Here is a 15,989-nt window from a genome sequence, read left to right on the forward strand (position 1 = left end):
GCTAGCAGGGTGGCAGCAGTTGGGAGAAATCCCGAAAAGAGCTAAACTGTGTGCTAAACTGCGGGGCCAGCACTGAGCTGGGTGCAGCAATATGCAAGGGAAAGGCGATCCCGTAGTGGGCTGCGCTCCGGAGCACCGGTTCAGAATCCTCTGCCAATAGGGTCGATGCCTTGTTAAACCCAAGTTGTTGTTGTAAAAGGGGCCAAAAATTGGGGTCTTCTTTGGGCAGACCTAGCTCATGGCTGGAGAGAATACGGTCAAAGTAACGGCCAATGGGGGTGCGCTGCATTTTTAACGATAATGAGGCGCTGTGGGCGTTGGTCACCAGATAGAGGGGGCGGCCCGTGGCACGCACGCGCTCTAAAAAGGGGCAGACGTGGGGGTGTACGGCAATTAAATGGGCCACCTCCCGTTTAAGCAGGGGGATGTCCATGTGCAGGGTGCGGCTCCAATAGTCCAGATCGTACCATAATAAGGTGCTTTCCACCTGCTGGTAGGCGTGCAGTACCTCGGTACGAGCTTGATCTAGGGGTAAATTTTTCTGTTGAGCATAATGGTTTGGCACGCTCTCCAAAAAAAAATGGTCGTCAAAGTGGCGGTCCAAAAGGGTGCCGTCCATATCCAACAAAACCGTTTCAACCAGCGGCCAGTGGCGCTGGGGATCGAATGGGTTAAGCAGCTGAATGGGGGCTGATGCTGGCATGGCAACTCCAATGGGCGGCTAAATATTTTGGGGCTGGAAAGTGTCGGGCGCTTGCCCTACACTTTCTTACACAACGCTCGCTAGAGAGTTTTCTGTGGGCATGGTACGATTGAGCCATGCCGGGTTATGAGCCGCCGGGCCAGCTAGGTTCAATCGAATCTCTGATAATTAAGGAAACCAGTATGACCGTTACCCCAGGTGAGGAGCAATCCCTGCGTGTGCTGTTGCCCTTTTACAAACAGTACGCCCCTCACTTTGTACGCCATTTTTTTACACAGATCCGTCGTTTGCACGGGGACGCTGCGGTGGATAAAAACCATGCGCCCGCCGCCGGCTATCTGTACTATAAACATTTTTATCCTGGCATTAACAGTGCCAAATTACCCCCCATAAATAATCAGCAAAAACAGGCGTATGAGGGGTTTATTAAACAAAATCGTGCCCTGGCCGCCACCATGAAAGCGATGGAAAAAGATCTGCAAAAGTGGTTGGAATTGCGGTTACAGCGGCAGCTGGAGGCTTTTAAGCACTTTAATGCGGTGGCTTTTAAAGAGGTGCTTTCGGCCAGTGGTCTGGATGATGCTCAGGTGCAAGCTGCTGAGGATGAGCTGCAAAAAAACCAGGGCAAGGAAAGCATTACCGCAAAAAGTAGCAGCGAAGAAAAAACGTCAGCACCCAAGAGTGATGCCCAGAGTGGCGCAGCCCGTTTGGAGGATGAAGAGGCTTCGGTCTTTGTGGATGATGAGGAGGCAGAAGAGCAAGAGCCCCGCGTAACCCCGATTGAAGCGCTGAAATTGTTGATGGAACAGGGGGGGGAGCCTGCCTGTTTTAATATCTATAAAGGGGTACCCATTAGCTACAATGCGAAGATTGTCTCTATTTTAGAGATGAAGGGAAATGCCGTATTAAAGCTGCATAAGTTCCAAAGCTTTGTGGTGGGTGAAGACCGTTCTACCTTGATCAAGGATAGCATGTTACCCGCGCCCATTCGCGCCGATGTGGTGTTCCTAAACCGTGAAAAGCAGGAGGTGGAGTTAAAAAACCTCACCTTTACCGAACTCGGTGCGGGGGATCGTAACCATATTCGGGTTAAGCCTAAAGATCCCGTCAATGTGGTGGTATTAGGGGATGGGCGTAAACTGAGTGGGGAGCTGTTGGATATTTCCGCGACCGGTATGGGGGTGGTGTGTGGTGGAACCCCCATTCCCTTTGGCGAGCCGGTAGAGTGCAATATGGTGCTGGAGAAAAAGGGTCAGACCCTACGGGTTTCGGGCAGTATTGTGGCGGTTAAAGAGTGGGTGGGCGGCAAAACCATGTTGGGGGTAAGCATTAAACCCGATACCAGTTCTGAGGTATTTATCTCGCAGTTTGTCTATCAGCGCCAAGCTGAGGTGGTGCGGGAGATCCAACAAAGGGCCATGAGTCTGGTGGATTGAGTACCGTTTTATCCAAGGCGTGCCGCGCTATCCCAGGTGGATAACCGCAAGGGGGGTGACTTCGGTGTGCCCCGTAAAAAAGCGCTGACCCATACCTTGGCCAGAGCTTTTTTACGGGGCGTTGGTTCACCGCCCTCAGCCAGCGAGAGGGCGGTTTGTAAGCTTTGATCTTGCGGGCTTAACTGCGATAGTCGGCATTAATCGACACATAATCATGGGTAAGGTCACAGGTCCAGATGGTGGCTTGGGCCTCTCCTTGGTTGAGATCAATGGTAATACCAATCTCTGCCTCGTTCATGACCGCCTGTCCCTGCTCTTCGGTATAAGCGGCGTCACGCTGGCCTCGGTTAACGATTTGCACATCCCCTAGAAAAATATCAATCAGATCCTCTTCAATAGCAATTCCAGCCGAACCTACCGCCATACAGATGCGCCCCCAGTTGGGGTCAGAACCCGCAAAGGCGGTTTTAACCAAGGAGCTGGTGGCCACCTTCATGGCCACTTGCCGGGCAGCGGTCTCATCTTGGGCGCCACGCACCTGTACGGTAACAAACTTGCTGGCACCTTCACCATCTCGCACAATCCACTGGGCCAGTTCCATAGCCAGATCATTGAGCATTTCGGCAAAGGGGGCAAGACGTGGGTCATCTTCATCTGCCAAGGGGGTATGTGGCGCGGCCCCAGAGGCAAACAGCATGAGGGTGTCGTTGGTGGAGCAGTCCCCATCCACCGTAATGCTATTAAAGCTTAACTGCACGGCCCGGTTAAGCAGGGTTTGCAACAGCTCGCTACTAACGGCGGCATCGGTAAACAGATAGGCCAGCATGGTCGCCATGTTGGGGTGGATCATACCCGATCCTTTGGCCATGCCCACCATAGTGATAGGGGTGCCATCAATCTGGCTGTGACGCACGGCAACCTTGGCAAAGGTGTCGGTGGTCATAATGCCCCGTGCGGCCTGTAACCAATTGCCCGGTTGTAAATTTTCCACCAAACCCGGAATGGCCGCATTAATCTTATGCACGGGCAGTGCGGCGCCAATAACCCCGGTCGAAGAGATGAAGACTTGGCGATCTTCTACGCCCAGTTGGTCGGCTACCGTTTTGCCGTTGGAGAGGGCGTCCAGCATCCCTTGTGGACCATTGCTCACATTGGCATTGCCGGAGTTAACCAGCAAAGCACGGGCTTCGCGCTCCTTAAGCCGGTCCCGACAAAGGGTGACAGTGGGGGAAACGATGCGATTTTTAGTATAGACACCAGCCACGCTGGTGCCCGCCTGCATGGCGACCAGGGTAAGGTCTAGGGTCTCATTTTTTTTAATGCCACACGCCGTCGCAGCGGCACGAAAACCCGCAATGGCAGGCAGTTCTGGAATAATGGGGGTGCCGACAGCCATAGGTAACGCCTCGTCAAAAGGGGACAAAACAGATATAGTGAAGCAACACACCATTTTGACCTGAGTTGCACAAGGATGGAAGTATTGATGTTTAACGAACGTCTAAAAGGCTCCTTCGATGGCATGTTCCGGTTGGAAGATGCCCGCGCCCTGGGAGAGCGCCTAGCCCAACATGGCGATTGGTATGCGGTTCAGCCGGAAAATCTGGATCAACCCCATACGCCACTCACCGCACAAGCTGCCCGTGCCCACTACCTAACCTTGGTCGAGGAGATCTTGGCCGCGGAAAAAGGGGTCTGGAGCACCATGGTCTATGTGCAGAGCCAGGAAGAGCCCAGGCTGATAAAAATTTACCATCCCAAGCGGGCGGGCTGTGGCTGCGGGGGCAGCGGCGGTATTTTACCCTGGTGGATTTTCTCCAAAGAGCAGCCTCAACCGGTGCCCCAATGGCAACAAGCGAGCACCAAGTGTGAGATGTCAGAGCACCCGAAAAGAGGGCTGATTGCCCGTCTTTTTTCGGCCTAAAAGGTCTGCCATGAACGGGCGAAAAAGGATGGAACAAGGGGGGAGCCACAAAAACAAGGATGCAGAAAAGCCCCTCTTATTGGTCTCGGCTGCGCTGATCATGCAAGAGAATCGGGTGCTGTTGACCCAGCGTAAGCGTGGGGGGCACTTGGCGCTGCACTGGGAGTTCCCGGGGGGCAAGTTGCATCCGGGTGAAAGCCCCGAACAGGCCCTGGTACGGGAGATTGAAGAGGAAGTGGGGCTACAGATCGAGGCGCTCACTCCGTGGGCCTTCGTTTCCCATGATTATGGCACCTTTCATCTGCTTATGCCGCTGTTTCGGGTAGGCCGTTTTTACGGCACTCCACAGGCGTTGGATGTGCATGCGGTAGCGTGGTTTGAACTGCCCAGCTTGCGCCAACTGACGTTTCCCCCTGCGGACCTACCCTTGCTTGCGCAACTGTTTGCCGAACAGGGGTTGACTTACCCTTAGTCTAGGGCAAAAGGGCCGCCGTGCAGTTGGGGCGGCGGCTCTAAGTTCTAAGCGAAGGGGGGTGGAGATCGGCTCTGGAATGATCTCCTAGGGCGGTGTTGGTGGGGGTGTCGTTATTCTCGTCAGGGGCGGGGGCTTCTTGTTCTACGCGGTTGCGGCCCCCCTCCTTAGCCCGATAGAGGGCGCAATCGGCTCGTTGGGTCAAGCTGCGGGATTGATCGTTTTTTTGAAACTGCGTAACACCAAAGCTGCTGGTGATCTGCTTGACCTCGGGAAAGGTAATGTGCTCAATGAGTTGGCGTAGCTTTTCGGCCAGCCGGTGGGCGGCTTCAATATTGATCTCTGGACAGACCACCATAAACTCTTCGCCCCCCCAACGGGCGATGGTATCGGTGGCCCGTAGATTATCGGCAATGGTGCTGGCGAGTAGGCGTAGCACATCATCCCCAACTTGGTGACCAAAGTTGTCATTAACCTGCTTAAAGTGGTCAATGTCAAAGAGGATAATGGAGAAGGTGCCGCCATGGCGCCGACTTCGCTGCATCTCGGCATTGAGGATTTGTTGGAGACTGGCACGGTTGGCAACGCCGGTTAAGCCATCGGTAAAGGCGATCTCTTCTAACTTACGCATATGGGATTCGATACTGGCAATATCAGCAAAGGTAAACACCAGCTTATTGTGGCCCTCTAAAAGGTTGACTGAGGCCGCAAAGGGACGTAACTCAACACTGCGTTGCAGGTCATCTTGTTTTTTAAGCGCTTGACAGCCGCCCCCTGCGCAACGTAGGTAAACAATCGCTTGGGCATCTCCTGCTTCCAGCAGGGCGTTACTGATCTGGGCGCTCTCTTTGGTTAGGGAGTAACTGCGCTCCCCTAAAATAAGCAGGATATCCAGCCCAGATTTTTGCTGTTCACGAAAGGCAGCCAGATCTTCAACCCCTAAAAACTGAATAAAGGCTTTATTTAGGTGCTCAATGGCGCCTTCGTTGATCACGGCGAGGGGGTTGGTCTGAATGTCCAACAAAAAGCGGGCATATTGGTTGGCGGCTTCGCGTTCACGCTGACGCCAGAGGTTGCGTCCACAGCGCAACACCGCATTGATTAACTGGTAAGGATCGGTAGGTTTGAGCACATATTGATCAATGCTCAGCTCAATGGCCCGCATAAAAAAGTTTTCGTCATTATACGCGGTGGTGACGATAATGGGGGTTTGGGTGTCGTCATTGCGGATGGCGCGGGCCATGGAAAGGCCATCCATCTTGGGCATAAGAATATCGGTAATGATCATGTCGGGTTTGGCTTGACGATAGAGTGCCAAGCCAGATTCGCCATTGTCTGCGGTCAACAGGGTACCGACCCTGCGTCTAAGGAAAATGCAGAGTTGATCGCGAATCTCTTCATTATCCTCCGCATACAGTACGGTTAAGGATTTCAGAAGGTCGGTATCCGTTGGCGAGCCAAGATCAGTCATTATAAGACATACTCATAAATGTATACGCCAGTTAGACAAAAGTGTAAGGAATAAAACCCATAACATACTATCCAGTCTATGCACTTCCCCCCCGAAGTAAACGGAAAAATGGCTTTAGGACAAAATAGGAACGCTTTTCGTTCTATTTTTGTGCAAAAGGCCTGGGCTAAGGCAAAATGACCGTTTTGGACGCCATAAATATTAGGGGCTGGGCGGCAGTTTAAGGTTGTTGCCCGATGGGTCTGGGGCTTTCCATCCGACGGCAAAGATAATCTCTAATTGCACGGGTAGGGGGTCGTTGGGGCCGCACTGTTGTTGTTGTCGGTAGAGGTGTTCCAGCTCGTGCAACCATCTACGCGGGGCTAAACCCAACGGGCGTTGCTGGTGGGGGTTGCCGGTTCCCATGCCACGGAACTCTTCGAGCAAGGTGGCCAGATCGGGGATGGGAAAGTTAGCCGACTCTTTGTCGGTAAAGGGTAGCGTGTAGCCGCTGCTGGCCAGCAAATCCCCCACCTGTTGAATATCTACGCCCCGGGGTAAACGCGGGAAGATGCGTCCATAGTGGGTTTGGTCCAACTGGGCAAGGGCGCTGCGCAGTTCGCGAAAGTTGTCTGCACCGGGTTGGGAGCTCAATAAAAAACCGTTCCCCCGTAATACCCGGCGGATCTCCGCTAGGGTACGGCTGGGGTCGGGGCTCCAGTGCAGGGTTAGGTTAGAGATTACCCCATCAAAGCTGCTGTCGGCATAGGGGAGCTCGGTTAAATCTGCACAGAGATAGGGGGCGTGGGTGGTTTTAAACAGACCCCGGCTGGGGGGCGGGCGCAAGCGGGTTGCCCAGCCATGCTCTAGGACTTGTGTAACCACATGCGCTTTGGGCCATTGGTGCTGAAGCGCTTGGCTTAAAATGAGGTCGCGGCTGCCCAGCAGCAGGAGCCGTTTGGGGGTAATGCGCAGCTCGGCAAGGCGTTCTACCAGCACTTGCGCACTCTCCACCACCGGGCCATCTTGGAGCGGTGCATGGGGTAACGCCCGTTGCAGCAGTCTGCGTACCCGGCGGGGATCAATGCGGGCGGCTAGGGGTGCGGGCATTTGAACCATGGGCTCCATGATAAACTCCTCATACAATGGGTCGCAGTGTAAGTGTGCTTATGGTGCAAATCCTTAACCAAAGGTGCAAGGGATGTTGGATCATCCGCTGCTCAATCTGTTACTGCCCAATCACTGCCCTCTGTGTGGGGTTGATGTGGGCGATAAATATAGCCTTTGCCAGGGGTGCTGGCTCAGCCTACCTACCTTGTCCAGCCAACTTTGTGGGCGCTGTGGTGAGGAGGTGACCATGAGTTTGGCCAACGGCTGTGGTCACTGCCAGGGCGTGGGGGTGATGCAAGATCGGACCTTGTGTGCGTTCCCTTATGAGCCCCCCATCTCGCTGCTATTGTTGGGGGCTAAATTTGCCGATAAAAGCCGCTGGGGGGCGATGGCCGCACATTGGGGTTGGGCTCGTTTGGGCCGTGAGCTGCAAGGATTGCAGGTGGATGGGGTGGTGCCTGTGCCGCTGCATGAAGAGCGTCTAAGAAAACGAGGTTTTAATCAGGCGGCGTTGCTGGCCAAGCCTTTAGCAAAGGCTCTACGGCGTCCCTTGCTTACCGATTTGCTGTTTCGGCCTGTGGCGACATTGCCCCAAACCCGGCTGGACCGCAAAGCCCGCGAGGCCAATATGCGCGGGGTTTTTCGAGCTCAATGGGGTGAGCGAGCGGTCGCGGAGCACCTGCTGCTGGTGGATGATACCATGACCACCGGTGCCACGGTGCGAGAGGCTGCGGCAGCACTCAAAAAATCGGGTGTTGGGCAGGTTACGGTCATGGTGTTGGCCAAAGCGATGCGCGATACCGCCCGTTATGGTGGATGAACAGGCTGGCCGGGGGGGGCAAGAAGTGCTGCGGAGTATCGTTTACATTTATATAATCAGCAAGTAGGATGAACAACTTCAACATTTATGCGGACAAATCCGCTGGATTTGTCGGTTTTTTTGATGCCCCAAGCGGTGCTTGTGCGCATCACTAGGCGAGCTCTAGGAGGGAAGATCCCTCTTTGGCGGTACTCTTATAGACAGAACCGTAAGGATTAAGCATGGCTGATATTACCATCTACTCCACCACCATCTGCCCCTTTTGCGTGCGTGCTAAGCAGCTGTTTAAGAAAAAAGGCGTGGATTTTACCGAGATTAATCTCGATAAACAGCCCGACCGCCGGGATGAAATGCTTGCAAAGTCGGGGGGGCGCCGTACGGTGCCACAAATTTTTATTGGGGATCGGCATGTGGGGGGCTGCGACGATCTGTATGAGCTGGAATTGGATGGTGAGTTAGATCCTCTATTGGGGCTGTAATTCGGTTGGGGAGCGTTACATGAGCGAGGCTCAAGGGGTATTGGCCGCGGTTATCCAGACCAACAGCGGTAATGACCGTGTGCATAATCTTATGCGGGCCGAACAGTTGCTGGAAGAGGCGGCTACGGCAGGAGCCAAGCTTTTGGTGTTGCCAGAAAATTTCTCCTTTTTTGGGGCAGATGAAAAAGAGAAATTGGCGCATCAGGAAGACCCGCAACATGGCCCAAGTCTAAGGATGGTACAGGCTTTTGCCCAGCGCCATGGGGCTTGGGTGGTGGCGGGTTCGATCCCCACCGATGTGGGAGAATCGCAGCGGGTTGCCAATAGCAGCTTTGTGGTCAATGACCAGGGGCAGGTGGTGGCCCGCTATGACAAAATTCACCTGTTTGATGTTACCCTAAACGGTGGTGAAGGCTATCGGGAGTCAGACATGATCCGGGCAGGTAGCCAGCCTGTGGTGGTGGATAGCCCCTTCGGTCGCATTGGTCTCTCGATCTGCTATGATCTGCGTTTTCCCGAGCTTTACCGTGCCCTTACCGATGCCGGTGCGGAAATTTTCACCGTGCCAGCGGCTTTCACGTTAACCACGGGGCAGGTGCATTGGGAGCTGCTGCTACGGGCGCGGGCGGTTGAAAACTTCTGCCACCTGTTGGCGCCCAATCAGTGGGGGCGGCATCCAGGCAACCGTAAAACCTATGGCAGCTCCATGATCGTAGAGCCCTGGGGCAGCGTGGTTGCGCGGGTGGCCGATGGCGAAGGCTATGCGCTGGCACCGCTAGACCCCGCACGGGTTGCACGCTGCCGGTCACAAATTCCCTGTTTGCAGCATCGGGTGTTATCTTTTTAGAGTGGGGGGGCTATGTTACAAAAGTTGCTTGCAAAGCTGCTTGGCGAGACCCAAACCAACCCGCTGGGTCTGTTGCTCCCCGGCTACCACTCCGAATTGATTGATGCGCAGCGCGCTGTGCTGATGATCTCTCGTTTACGTTTGGTCTCGGCTATTTTTGCCATTCTTACCCCGTTGTGGGTGGTTTTGGATCTGCTGTTTCTGCCGCAGGAGATGTGGCCCGCACTGGCGGTGGCGCGTCTCATTGCCGCCGGTTCATTTGGTGCGTTGTCGGTGGTTTTTCACCGCTCCGACCGCCTGCGGGATGCCTATGTAGGGCTGTTGGCCATGCTCACCATCCCGTTGCTCTTTTTTATCTACTCCCATGCGCTCTTCTCTGAATATCCCTTGCAGCTTTCCGAGATGGCCCGCTCCTTGGTAACGGGTTACGCCTTTCTCCCCTTTGTTATGGTGGCGGGGTTGGGGGTGTTTCCGCTGACCGCCCTGGAGGGGATTCTCTTTATGGTGCCAGCCATGGCTGCCGAGATCTTTATTGGCTCCAATGATTTTGGCACCATCAGTAGCGATGCCCATTTGGGATTGATTTGGTTATTGGCGTTAATTGGCGGGGTGACGCTAATCTCGGCCATGAGCCAGTTGCACTTTTTTAGCGAGATTATCCATAAATCCTCCCATGATCCCCTCACGACCGCCTACACACGGGGCACAGGTCTGGAGTTGATGGAAAAATATTTTTTGTTGGCCGAACGCAGTAAAACCCCTTTGTCGCTCATGTTTATTGATCTGGATAACTTTAAATCCATCAATGATGCCTACGGCCATGATCGCGGAGATGAGGTATTAAAACAGGCCGCTTCTGCGATCCTGACGAGCATGCGACGGGTGGATTTTCTGGTGCGCTGGGGTGGGGAGGAGTTTATTGCGGTATTGCCCAACACCAAGGCTGAAGAGATTGTCTATGTACAGGATCGTTTGGCGGATGTGGGGCTGGGGTTGCGCCCGGACGGTGCCCCGGTGACCGCCAGTTTGGGTCTGGCCGAGCTCATAAGCGATCAGGCTAAAGATTTGGAGTCCCTCATTGAGCTGGCAGATAAGCGCATGTATCTCGCCAAGCAAAGTGGTAAAAACCGTATCTGCTTTGGTGATAATGAAGAAGATATGACACCCAGCGGGCTATTTATATAACACGCTGGCTGGTTAATCATAGGCATACCCTCCCCAACCTGCACGTGATGAAGGCTTTCAGGCTCTGACCGGGGGGCCCTGACACGCAGCGGCACCGATCATACCCTTTGTACCCTAGGCACGCCGCGGTGATCTTGTGAAAACGCTGCTATCCTTTTCCTTAAATCCTGTAATGGGGCCAATTTACGACAACACGGTGGAATTGCGCACGTCCCTTGCATAGGTTGGGTTATGGCCCAACAACAACAAGGAGTGTTGGAGTATGCAAAAGGTATTGGTTACGGGTGGTGCCGGTTTTATTGGCTCGGAGTTGGTTAGGCAGCTGGTGACACAGGCAGAGTGCTCGGTGGTTATGGTGGATCTCTTAACCTATTCGGGCAATCTGGCTTCATTGGCACCGGTCGCCGCGCGGCCAAACTATCGTTTTGTGCAGGCTGATATCTGTGACCGAGGGGCCATGAGCCAACTGTTTGTGCAAGAGCAGCCTGATGCGGTGGTACATTTGGCCGCAGAAAGCCATGTGGACCGCTCCATTGATGGTCCTCTTACTTTTGTACAGACCAATGTGATGGGTACGGCTGTACTGCTGGAGTCGGCTCGGGCCTATTGGGTGCAAACCGCGCCCGCCAAACAACAAACCTTTCGTTTTTTACATGTCTCCACCGATGAGGTGTATGGCGCTTTAGGGGAGCAAGGGCTCTTTACGGAACAGACCCCCTATGCCCCCAGCTCACCCTATTCGGCCAGCAAAGCGGCTTCGGACCATCTGGTGCGGGCGTGGTATACCACCTATGGCCTGCCGACCCTGATTACCAATTGTTCCAATAATTATGGACCCTACCAATTTCCGGAAAAATTAATTCCATTGATGATTTTAAATGCCCTAGCGGGAAAGCCTTTGCCCGTCTATGGTCAAGGTAGCAATGTGCGCGACTGGCTCTATGTGGCAGACCATGCTCGGGCGCTGCGACAGGTGTTAGCCCAGGGGCAGGTGGGGCAAACCTATAATATTGGCGGTGGGGCTGAGCGTAGTAACCTGACGGTGGTTCAAACCCTCTGCACCCTTTTGGATGAATTGCAGCCTAGGGAAAAGCCCTATGCTTCGCTCATCGCATTTGTGCAAGACCGTCCCGGCCACGATTTTCGCTATGCCATTGACGCCAGTAAGATAAGCGAGCAACTGGGATGGCAGCCAACGGTCAGTTTTGAACAGGGTCTTAGAGAGACGGTAAAGTGGTATTTGCAGCACCCCCAGTGGGTAGAGCAGATCCGCGGGGTGGCAGAGCAACGCTTAGGCTTACTAGACAAACAAGGGGCGCGCGCATGAAGGGGATTGTCCTTGCTGGTGGATCCGGCACCCGGCTGCACCCGGTGACCATACCGATCTCTAAGCAGCTCTTACCGATCTATGATAAACCGATGATCTATTACCCCCTGACCACGCTGATGTTGGCAGGTATCCGGGATATTTTAATCATCTCCACCCCACAAGATACACCCCGTTTTGAGCAGTTGTTGGGGGATGGCTCAAATTGGGGGGTTTCCCTCTCCTATGCGGTGCAGCCTTCTCCCGATGGTTTGGCGCAAGCATTTATTATTGCAGAAGATTTTTTGGATAGACAGCCTTGCACCATGATATTGGGGGATAATATCTTTTTTGGACACGACTTGTCGCAGGTGTTGCAGCGGGTTGCCTTGCGGCAGCAAGGGGCCACCGTATTTGCCTATGCGGTCAGTGATCCAGAGCGCTATGGCGTGGTGCATTTTGATAGCCAAGGTAGGGCGTTGGGTATTGAAGAGAAACCGGCGAAGCCAAAATCGCGTTATGCTGTCACGGGGCTTTATTGCTACGACCAGCATGTGGTGGAGTATGCCCGCGCGCTACGTCCATCCCCTAGGGGGGAGTTGGAAATTACCGATCTGAACAACCGCTACCTTGCCGAGGGCTCTTTGTCGGTAGAACGGTTGGGGCGGGGTTACGCTTGGCTGGATACCGGTACCCATGACTCCCTGCTGCGCGCGGCCACCTTTGTGGAGACGCTGGATAAACGACAAGGGGTTAAGATTGCCTGTCCAGAAGAGGTCTCTTTCCGTATGGGCTGGATCGACCAAGCACAATTGCGGGCGCTGGCCCAACCCTATCTAAAAAATGGCTACGGCCAATATCTGCTGCGGGTGTGTGAAGAGCCCGATTGATGGGCAACCATTGCAGTCCCAGGGCGAGCTATGCCTAAACAGCCCAAGTCAAACACGGTGTAGAGGTTGGGCATAAAGCGGGTTAAATAAGGATCGTGCTCCGCGATTGTTACCGGGCTGACCACGCGACCAATGAGGTGCCAGATGGAGCAGTATCAACATATTATCCAGGTATTGGCGTTAACCATGGGGGCCTCGTGGGCCAGTGGTATCAACCTCTATGCCACCATGGCGGTGCTGGGTTTTGCCTCCATGAATGGTTCCTTTACGCTCCCGCCAGATTTGCAGATATTGGCCAACCCCATGGTGATGGTGGCAGCCTCGCTGATGTATTTTGTCGAGTTTATCGCCGATAAAACCCCTGGGGTAGATACCGGCTGGGACACCATTCACACCTTTGTGCGTATTCCCGCTGGGGCGATGATGGCCGCTGGGGCTGTGGGTGAGGTGGGGGCCCCTATGGAGCTCGCTGCGGCGATTCTGGGTGGCGGCATGGCCACCGTCAGCCACGCCACCAAGGCGGGTAGTCGGGTGGTGATTAACAGTTCCCCTGAGCCCTTTACCAACTGGGCGGCCTCCATTGGTGAGGATGTGGCGGTGATTGGTGGGCTCTACGCGGCACTACACCACCCGCTCTGGTTTTTGGCGGCTATGGTGCTCTTTTTAATCTTTGCAGCTTGGCTGCTACCCAAAATATGGGGCGCCATCAAACGGGTGTTTCGCTGGATCGGGCGGCTGTTTGGCGGGGGCGGGGATGCGCCCCCTGCCGCTGTGGTGAGCAATAGGGCCTCCCCGGTGGCTGCAATGGGGCAGGGGGACAACCTGGATCGCTTGGCCAAGCTCAAAGCGCTGTTGGATGATGGCGCCTTGAGCCGTGGGGAGTATGAGCGGGAAAAGAGCCGGTTGCTTAAAGAGTAACCCCTTTAACAATGAGATAAAATGCCCGCAATCCAGGCATCCACAAATTCATCCAGGGACTCAATAAAATCGGGGTCATGCTCGGTGCGGTTGATGGTGGCATGTACCACCAGCTGGCTTGGGTCTGGGGGTAGGCCGGTGGTTAGGCTCCAGCTTAGCACATTGGGGCAGGTGGGCATGCTCATGCGTAGACCACCACGAATGGGTTGCCAGCTGATGACAAATTCCCCCCAGTCGGTGTGGTAACGGCCACCTTGAGCATCGCTCTCTAGGGTGGTGCTAATGGCGCTGCAAAAGTGCGGCAGTCGCGCCGGGGTAATCTGCTCTTGTAATTGCTGGGCATCCCAAGGGCTTTTCGTGGTTGCAAAAAATTCCATAGTGGTCACTCCCCAGCGGTAAACGGTGGGCTATGCTAGCATCCCCCGGCCTCGAATGACCAGCGCTGTAACCAAAAAAATCACTTTTTCATCCCGTATGCCAAATCGCTGCTTACGCCCCCCCTGACATCTTTATAAAGTGGTTGCAAAAAGAGGACGCTGTGGGTAGTGTCTTGCCCGCAAGGTTTCTTATAAATTGTTACGTTTACATGGCGTTATAAAGGAGCTTACGTGAACTTAGAGATGCTCATGGTGTTCGGTTTGTTAGGGGTCACAGTGGTGCTGTTTGCCAGTGATCGGGTGCGTCTGGATGTGGTGGCAATCGGGGTGATGCTGGTGTTGGGCGTCAGTGGGGTAGTGACCATGCAGGAGGCGCTGGCGGGTTTTGGCAACCCGGTGGTGGTGTTGATTGCGGCGCTGTTTGTGGTGGGGGAAGGTCTGTTCAAAACCGGTATTGCTTACGATGCAGGCAACCGCTTGATGCAGGTAGCGGGGAACCATCCGGTGCGGTTAATGTTGCTGTTAATGGTGGCGGTGGCCATCTTGTCGGCCTTTATGAGTTCCACCGGCGCGGTGGCGATTTTTATGCCCGTGGCCATGGGCCTAGCGGCAAAGGGGGATATCGCGCCCTCACGGTTATTAATCCCCTTGGCCTTTGGCTCGCTGATTGGCGGCATGCTTACGCTGATTGGCACGCCCCCCAACATGGTCGCCAGTCAGGCCCTGGTGCATGCGGGTTTAAAGCCATTTGGCTTTTTTGAATTTACCCCCATTGGTCTGGCGGTGCTGGTGGTCACGATGCTCTACATGGTGGTGGCCGGGCGTTTTTTACTGCCCGACCGGCGGCTGGCCCGCAGCGAAGAGCAGAGTGAACGTCAAACCCGACGGGAGATGGCCGAGGGCTATCAAGTGCGCAGCCGCATGAAGCGGATGCAGGTGGAGCCCGGTTCAGCATTGATTGGACAGTCGGTCTCGGAGGTGCATTTTCGCACCCGCTACAACTGCACCCTCATGGGCATTGAGCGTGCTGGGCGGTTTGGTCACATGCGGTTTTTGCCCGCGCTCTCGCATACCCCATTGATGCAGGGCGACCAACTCTACATGGTCTGCAACAACCCTGATCAGATGGGGTTGGTAGAGCAGCAGCAGGGGTTACGCGCCTTGCCCATGCAGGAACAACACATTACCCATATGGCTTTGGCTTTGGGCATTGCCGAGGTGTTGATCCCGCCGGGGTCGCGTATCAATGGTAAATCATTGGCAGAAGTGCAATTTCGTAAGCGCTATGGCTTGAGTGTGTTGGGGGTCAAACGGTTGGGTGTGGCACTGCCAGCCCCGAGCAGTGAAACCGTGTTGCAGTGTGGCGACGCCCTTTTGGTAGGGGGCAATTGGTCGCAGCTCCAGTTGTTAGGTGTGCGGGGCAAAGATTTTATGGTGATGAGCCTGCCCAAAGAGGTGGATGAGGTGGTCCCCGCGCGGGAGCGTTCCTGGATCGCGTTGGCCATTGTGGCATTGATGCTGGTCGCCTTGGGTTTAAAACTCTTACCCACCGTGGCAACCGTCATGTTGGCCGCCGTGGCCATGGTGATGCTACGCTGTTTAACCATGGAGGAGGCTTATCAATCCATCCGCTGGGAGTCGCTGATTCTCATCGCCGGTATGCTGCCCATGGCCACCGCCTTGCAAAAAAGTGGTGGGGCCGAGTTGATCGTGGGGTTGTTGCTCGATGGAGTGGGAGATATGAGCCCTATGGTTATGATGGCGGGTCTGTTTTTAATCACCACCCTGTTTAGCCAGTTTATCTCCAACACCGCCACCACAGTGTTGATTGCCCCCATCGCCATTGGTGCCGCACAGGGGCTAGCGGTTTCGCCCTATCCCCTCTTGATGACCGTTGCCATTGCGGCCTCCACGGCCTTTGCAACCCCCGTCGCTTCCCCCGTCAACACCTTGGTGCTGGGGCCGGGCAACTATCGCTTTAATGACTTTGTTAAGATTGGTGTGCCCTTGCAGGTGTTGGTGATGGTGGTCACGCTGCTCTGTGTGCCACTATTTTTTCCATTCACCCCCTAAAC

At 54.7% G+C, this 15,989-nt stretch carries 16 protein-coding genes; 11 read left to right on the forward strand and 5 right to left on the reverse strand.

Going from position 1 to position 15,989, the window contains the following annotated elements; all coding sequences use genetic code 11:
• Position 1 precedes the first annotated feature (1 nt).
• A complete protein-coding gene (yrfG, locus tag MMC1_RS07125) occupies positions 2-703 on the reverse strand; it encodes a GMP/IMP nucleotidase (protein WP_011713058.1) in 702 nt (233 codons plus the stop codon).
• Between the two features lie 182 nt (positions 704-885).
• Here yrfG and MMC1_RS07130 point away from each other — a divergent pair, with 182 nt between their 5' ends.
• Complete coding sequence (locus MMC1_RS07130) at positions 886-2,139, forward strand: PilZ domain-containing protein (protein WP_011713059.1); 1,254 nt, start codon at positions 886-888, stop codon at positions 2,137-2,139.
• 178 nt (positions 2,140-2,317) lie between these two features.
• Here the strand turns inward: MMC1_RS07130 and argJ are convergent, their stop codons facing one another.
• A complete protein-coding gene (gene argJ, locus MMC1_RS07135) occupies positions 2,318-3,535 on the reverse strand; it encodes a bifunctional glutamate N-acetyltransferase/amino-acid acetyltransferase ArgJ (protein ID WP_041640958.1) in 1,218 nt (405 codons plus the stop codon).
• A gap of 87 nt (positions 3,536-3,622) precedes the next feature.
• On the opposite strand from argJ, the gene MMC1_RS07140 reads away from it, so the two are divergent.
• A complete protein-coding gene (locus tag MMC1_RS07140; RefSeq protein ID WP_011713061.1) occupies positions 3,623-4,060 on the forward strand; it encodes a hypothetical protein in 438 nt (145 codons plus the stop codon).
• 28 nt (positions 4,061-4,088) lie between these two features.
• Complete coding sequence (locus MMC1_RS07145; RefSeq protein WP_049757636.1) at positions 4,089-4,532, forward strand: (deoxy)nucleoside triphosphate pyrophosphohydrolase; 444 nt, start codon at positions 4,089-4,091, stop codon at positions 4,530-4,532.
• A gap of 40 nt (positions 4,533-4,572) precedes the next feature.
• On the opposite strand, the gene MMC1_RS07150 is transcribed toward MMC1_RS07145, so the two are convergent.
• Positions 4,573-6,003, reverse strand: a complete 1,431-nt coding sequence (locus MMC1_RS07150) for a GGDEF domain-containing response regulator (RefSeq protein ID WP_011713063.1) — start codon at positions 6,001-6,003, stop codon at positions 4,573-4,575.
• Positions 6,004-6,204: 201 nt separating this feature from the next.
• A complete protein-coding gene (locus MMC1_RS07155) occupies positions 6,205-7,110 on the reverse strand; it encodes a methyltransferase domain-containing protein (RefSeq protein ID WP_011713064.1) in 906 nt (301 codons plus the stop codon).
• Positions 7,111-7,183: 73 nt separating this feature from the next.
• Here MMC1_RS07155 and MMC1_RS19780 point away from each other — a divergent pair, with 73 nt between their 5' ends.
• The 7 genes from MMC1_RS19780 to MMC1_RS07190 all read left to right on the forward strand — a co-directional run bounded on the left by MMC1_RS19780 (position 7,184) and on the right by MMC1_RS07190 (position 13,537).
• On the forward strand, positions 7,184-7,912 hold the full coding sequence (locus MMC1_RS19780; RefSeq protein WP_011713065.1) for a ComF family protein: 729 nt from the start codon (positions 7,184-7,186) through the stop codon (positions 7,910-7,912).
• A 221-nt stretch (positions 7,913-8,133) separates the two neighbouring features.
• Positions 8,134-8,391: a glutaredoxin 3 gene (gene grxC / locus MMC1_RS07165; protein WP_011713066.1), complete on the forward strand. Its 258-nt coding sequence runs from the start codon at positions 8,134-8,136 to the stop codon at positions 8,389-8,391.
• Between the two features lie 19 nt (positions 8,392-8,410).
• On the forward strand, positions 8,411-9,238 hold the full coding sequence (locus MMC1_RS07170) for a carbon-nitrogen hydrolase family protein (protein ID WP_011713067.1): 828 nt from the start codon (positions 8,411-8,413) through the stop codon (positions 9,236-9,238).
• Positions 9,239-9,250: 12 nt separating this feature from the next.
• Entirely contained in the window at positions 9,251-10,423 is a 1,173-nt protein-coding gene (locus tag MMC1_RS07175) for a GGDEF domain-containing protein (RefSeq protein WP_011713068.1), read from the forward strand.
• Between the two features lie 262 nt (positions 10,424-10,685).
• On the forward strand, positions 10,686-11,750 hold the full coding sequence (rfbB, locus tag MMC1_RS07180) for a dTDP-glucose 4,6-dehydratase (RefSeq protein ID WP_011713069.1): 1,065 nt from the start codon (positions 10,686-10,688) through the stop codon (positions 11,748-11,750).
• A complete protein-coding gene (gene rfbA / locus MMC1_RS07185; RefSeq protein WP_011713070.1) occupies positions 11,747-12,619 on the forward strand; it encodes a glucose-1-phosphate thymidylyltransferase RfbA in 873 nt (290 codons plus the stop codon). The genes rfbB and rfbA overlap by 4 nt, the downstream gene beginning before the upstream one ends.
• Positions 12,620-12,763: 144 nt before the next feature.
• Positions 12,764-13,537 carry a DUF4126 family protein gene (locus tag MMC1_RS07190; protein ID WP_011713071.1) on the forward strand — a complete coding sequence of 258 codons (774 nt, stop codon included), beginning with the start codon at positions 12,764-12,766 and terminating at the stop codon, positions 13,535-13,537.
• Between the two features lie 5 nt (positions 13,538-13,542).
• Here the strand turns inward: MMC1_RS07190 and MMC1_RS07195 are convergent, their stop codons facing one another.
• A complete protein-coding gene (locus tag MMC1_RS07195; protein ID WP_011713072.1) occupies positions 13,543-13,914 on the reverse strand; it encodes a hypothetical protein in 372 nt (123 codons plus the stop codon).
• A gap of 231 nt (positions 13,915-14,145) precedes the next feature.
• On the opposite strand from MMC1_RS07195, the gene MMC1_RS07200 reads away from it, so the two are divergent.
• Entirely contained in the window at positions 14,146-15,987 is a 1,842-nt protein-coding gene (locus tag MMC1_RS07200; protein ID WP_011713073.1) for an SLC13 family permease, read from the forward strand.
• The last annotated feature ends 2 nt before the right edge of the window (positions 15,988-15,989 follow it).

Origin of the sequence: Magnetococcus marinus MC-1 (assembly GCF_000014865.1) — a bacterium.
Taxonomy (GTDB): domain Bacteria; phylum Pseudomonadota; class Magnetococcia; order Magnetococcales; family Magnetococcaceae; genus Magnetococcus; species Magnetococcus marinus.

Coding starts and splice junctions, on each gene's coding strand:
- MMC1_RS07155 (WP_011713064.1), bottom strand. CDS start 7,110: ATGGAGCCCATGGTTCAAATGCCCGCACCCCTAGCCGCCCGCATTGAT.
- MMC1_RS07175 (WP_011713068.1), top strand. CDS start 9,251: ATGTTACAAAAGTTGCTTGCAAAGCTGCTTGGCGAGACCCAAACCAAC.
- MMC1_RS07150 (WP_011713063.1), bottom strand. CDS start 6,003: ATGACTGATCTTGGCTCGCCAACGGATACCGACCTTCTGAAATCCTTA.
- MMC1_RS07190 (WP_011713071.1), top strand. CDS start 12,764: ATGGAGCAGTATCAACATATTATCCAGGTATTGGCGTTAACCATGGGG.
- MMC1_RS07170 (WP_011713067.1), top strand. CDS start 8,411: ATGAGCGAGGCTCAAGGGGTATTGGCCGCGGTTATCCAGACCAACAGC.
- yrfG (WP_011713058.1), bottom strand. CDS start 703: ATGCCAGCATCAGCCCCCATTCAGCTGCTTAACCCATTCGATCCCCAG.
- grxC (WP_011713066.1), top strand. CDS start 8,134: ATGGCTGATATTACCATCTACTCCACCACCATCTGCCCCTTTTGCGTG.
- argJ (WP_041640958.1), bottom strand. CDS start 3,535: ATGGCTGTCGGCACCCCCATTATTCCAGAACTGCCTGCCATTGCGGGT.
- MMC1_RS07145 (WP_049757636.1), top strand. CDS start 4,089: ATGGAACAAGGGGGGAGCCACAAAAACAAGGATGCAGAAAAGCCCCTC.
- MMC1_RS07195 (WP_011713072.1), bottom strand. CDS start 13,914: ATGGAATTTTTTGCAACCACGAAAAGCCCTTGGGATGCCCAGCAATTA.
- rfbB (WP_011713069.1), top strand. CDS start 10,686: ATGCAAAAGGTATTGGTTACGGGTGGTGCCGGTTTTATTGGCTCGGAG.
- MMC1_RS07130 (WP_011713059.1), top strand. CDS start 886: ATGACCGTTACCCCAGGTGAGGAGCAATCCCTGCGTGTGCTGTTGCCC.
- MMC1_RS19780 (WP_011713065.1), top strand. CDS start 7,184: ATGTTGGATCATCCGCTGCTCAATCTGTTACTGCCCAATCACTGCCCT.
- rfbA (WP_011713070.1), top strand. CDS start 11,747: ATGAAGGGGATTGTCCTTGCTGGTGGATCCGGCACCCGGCTGCACCCG.
- MMC1_RS07140 (WP_011713061.1), top strand. CDS start 3,623: ATGTTTAACGAACGTCTAAAAGGCTCCTTCGATGGCATGTTCCGGTTG.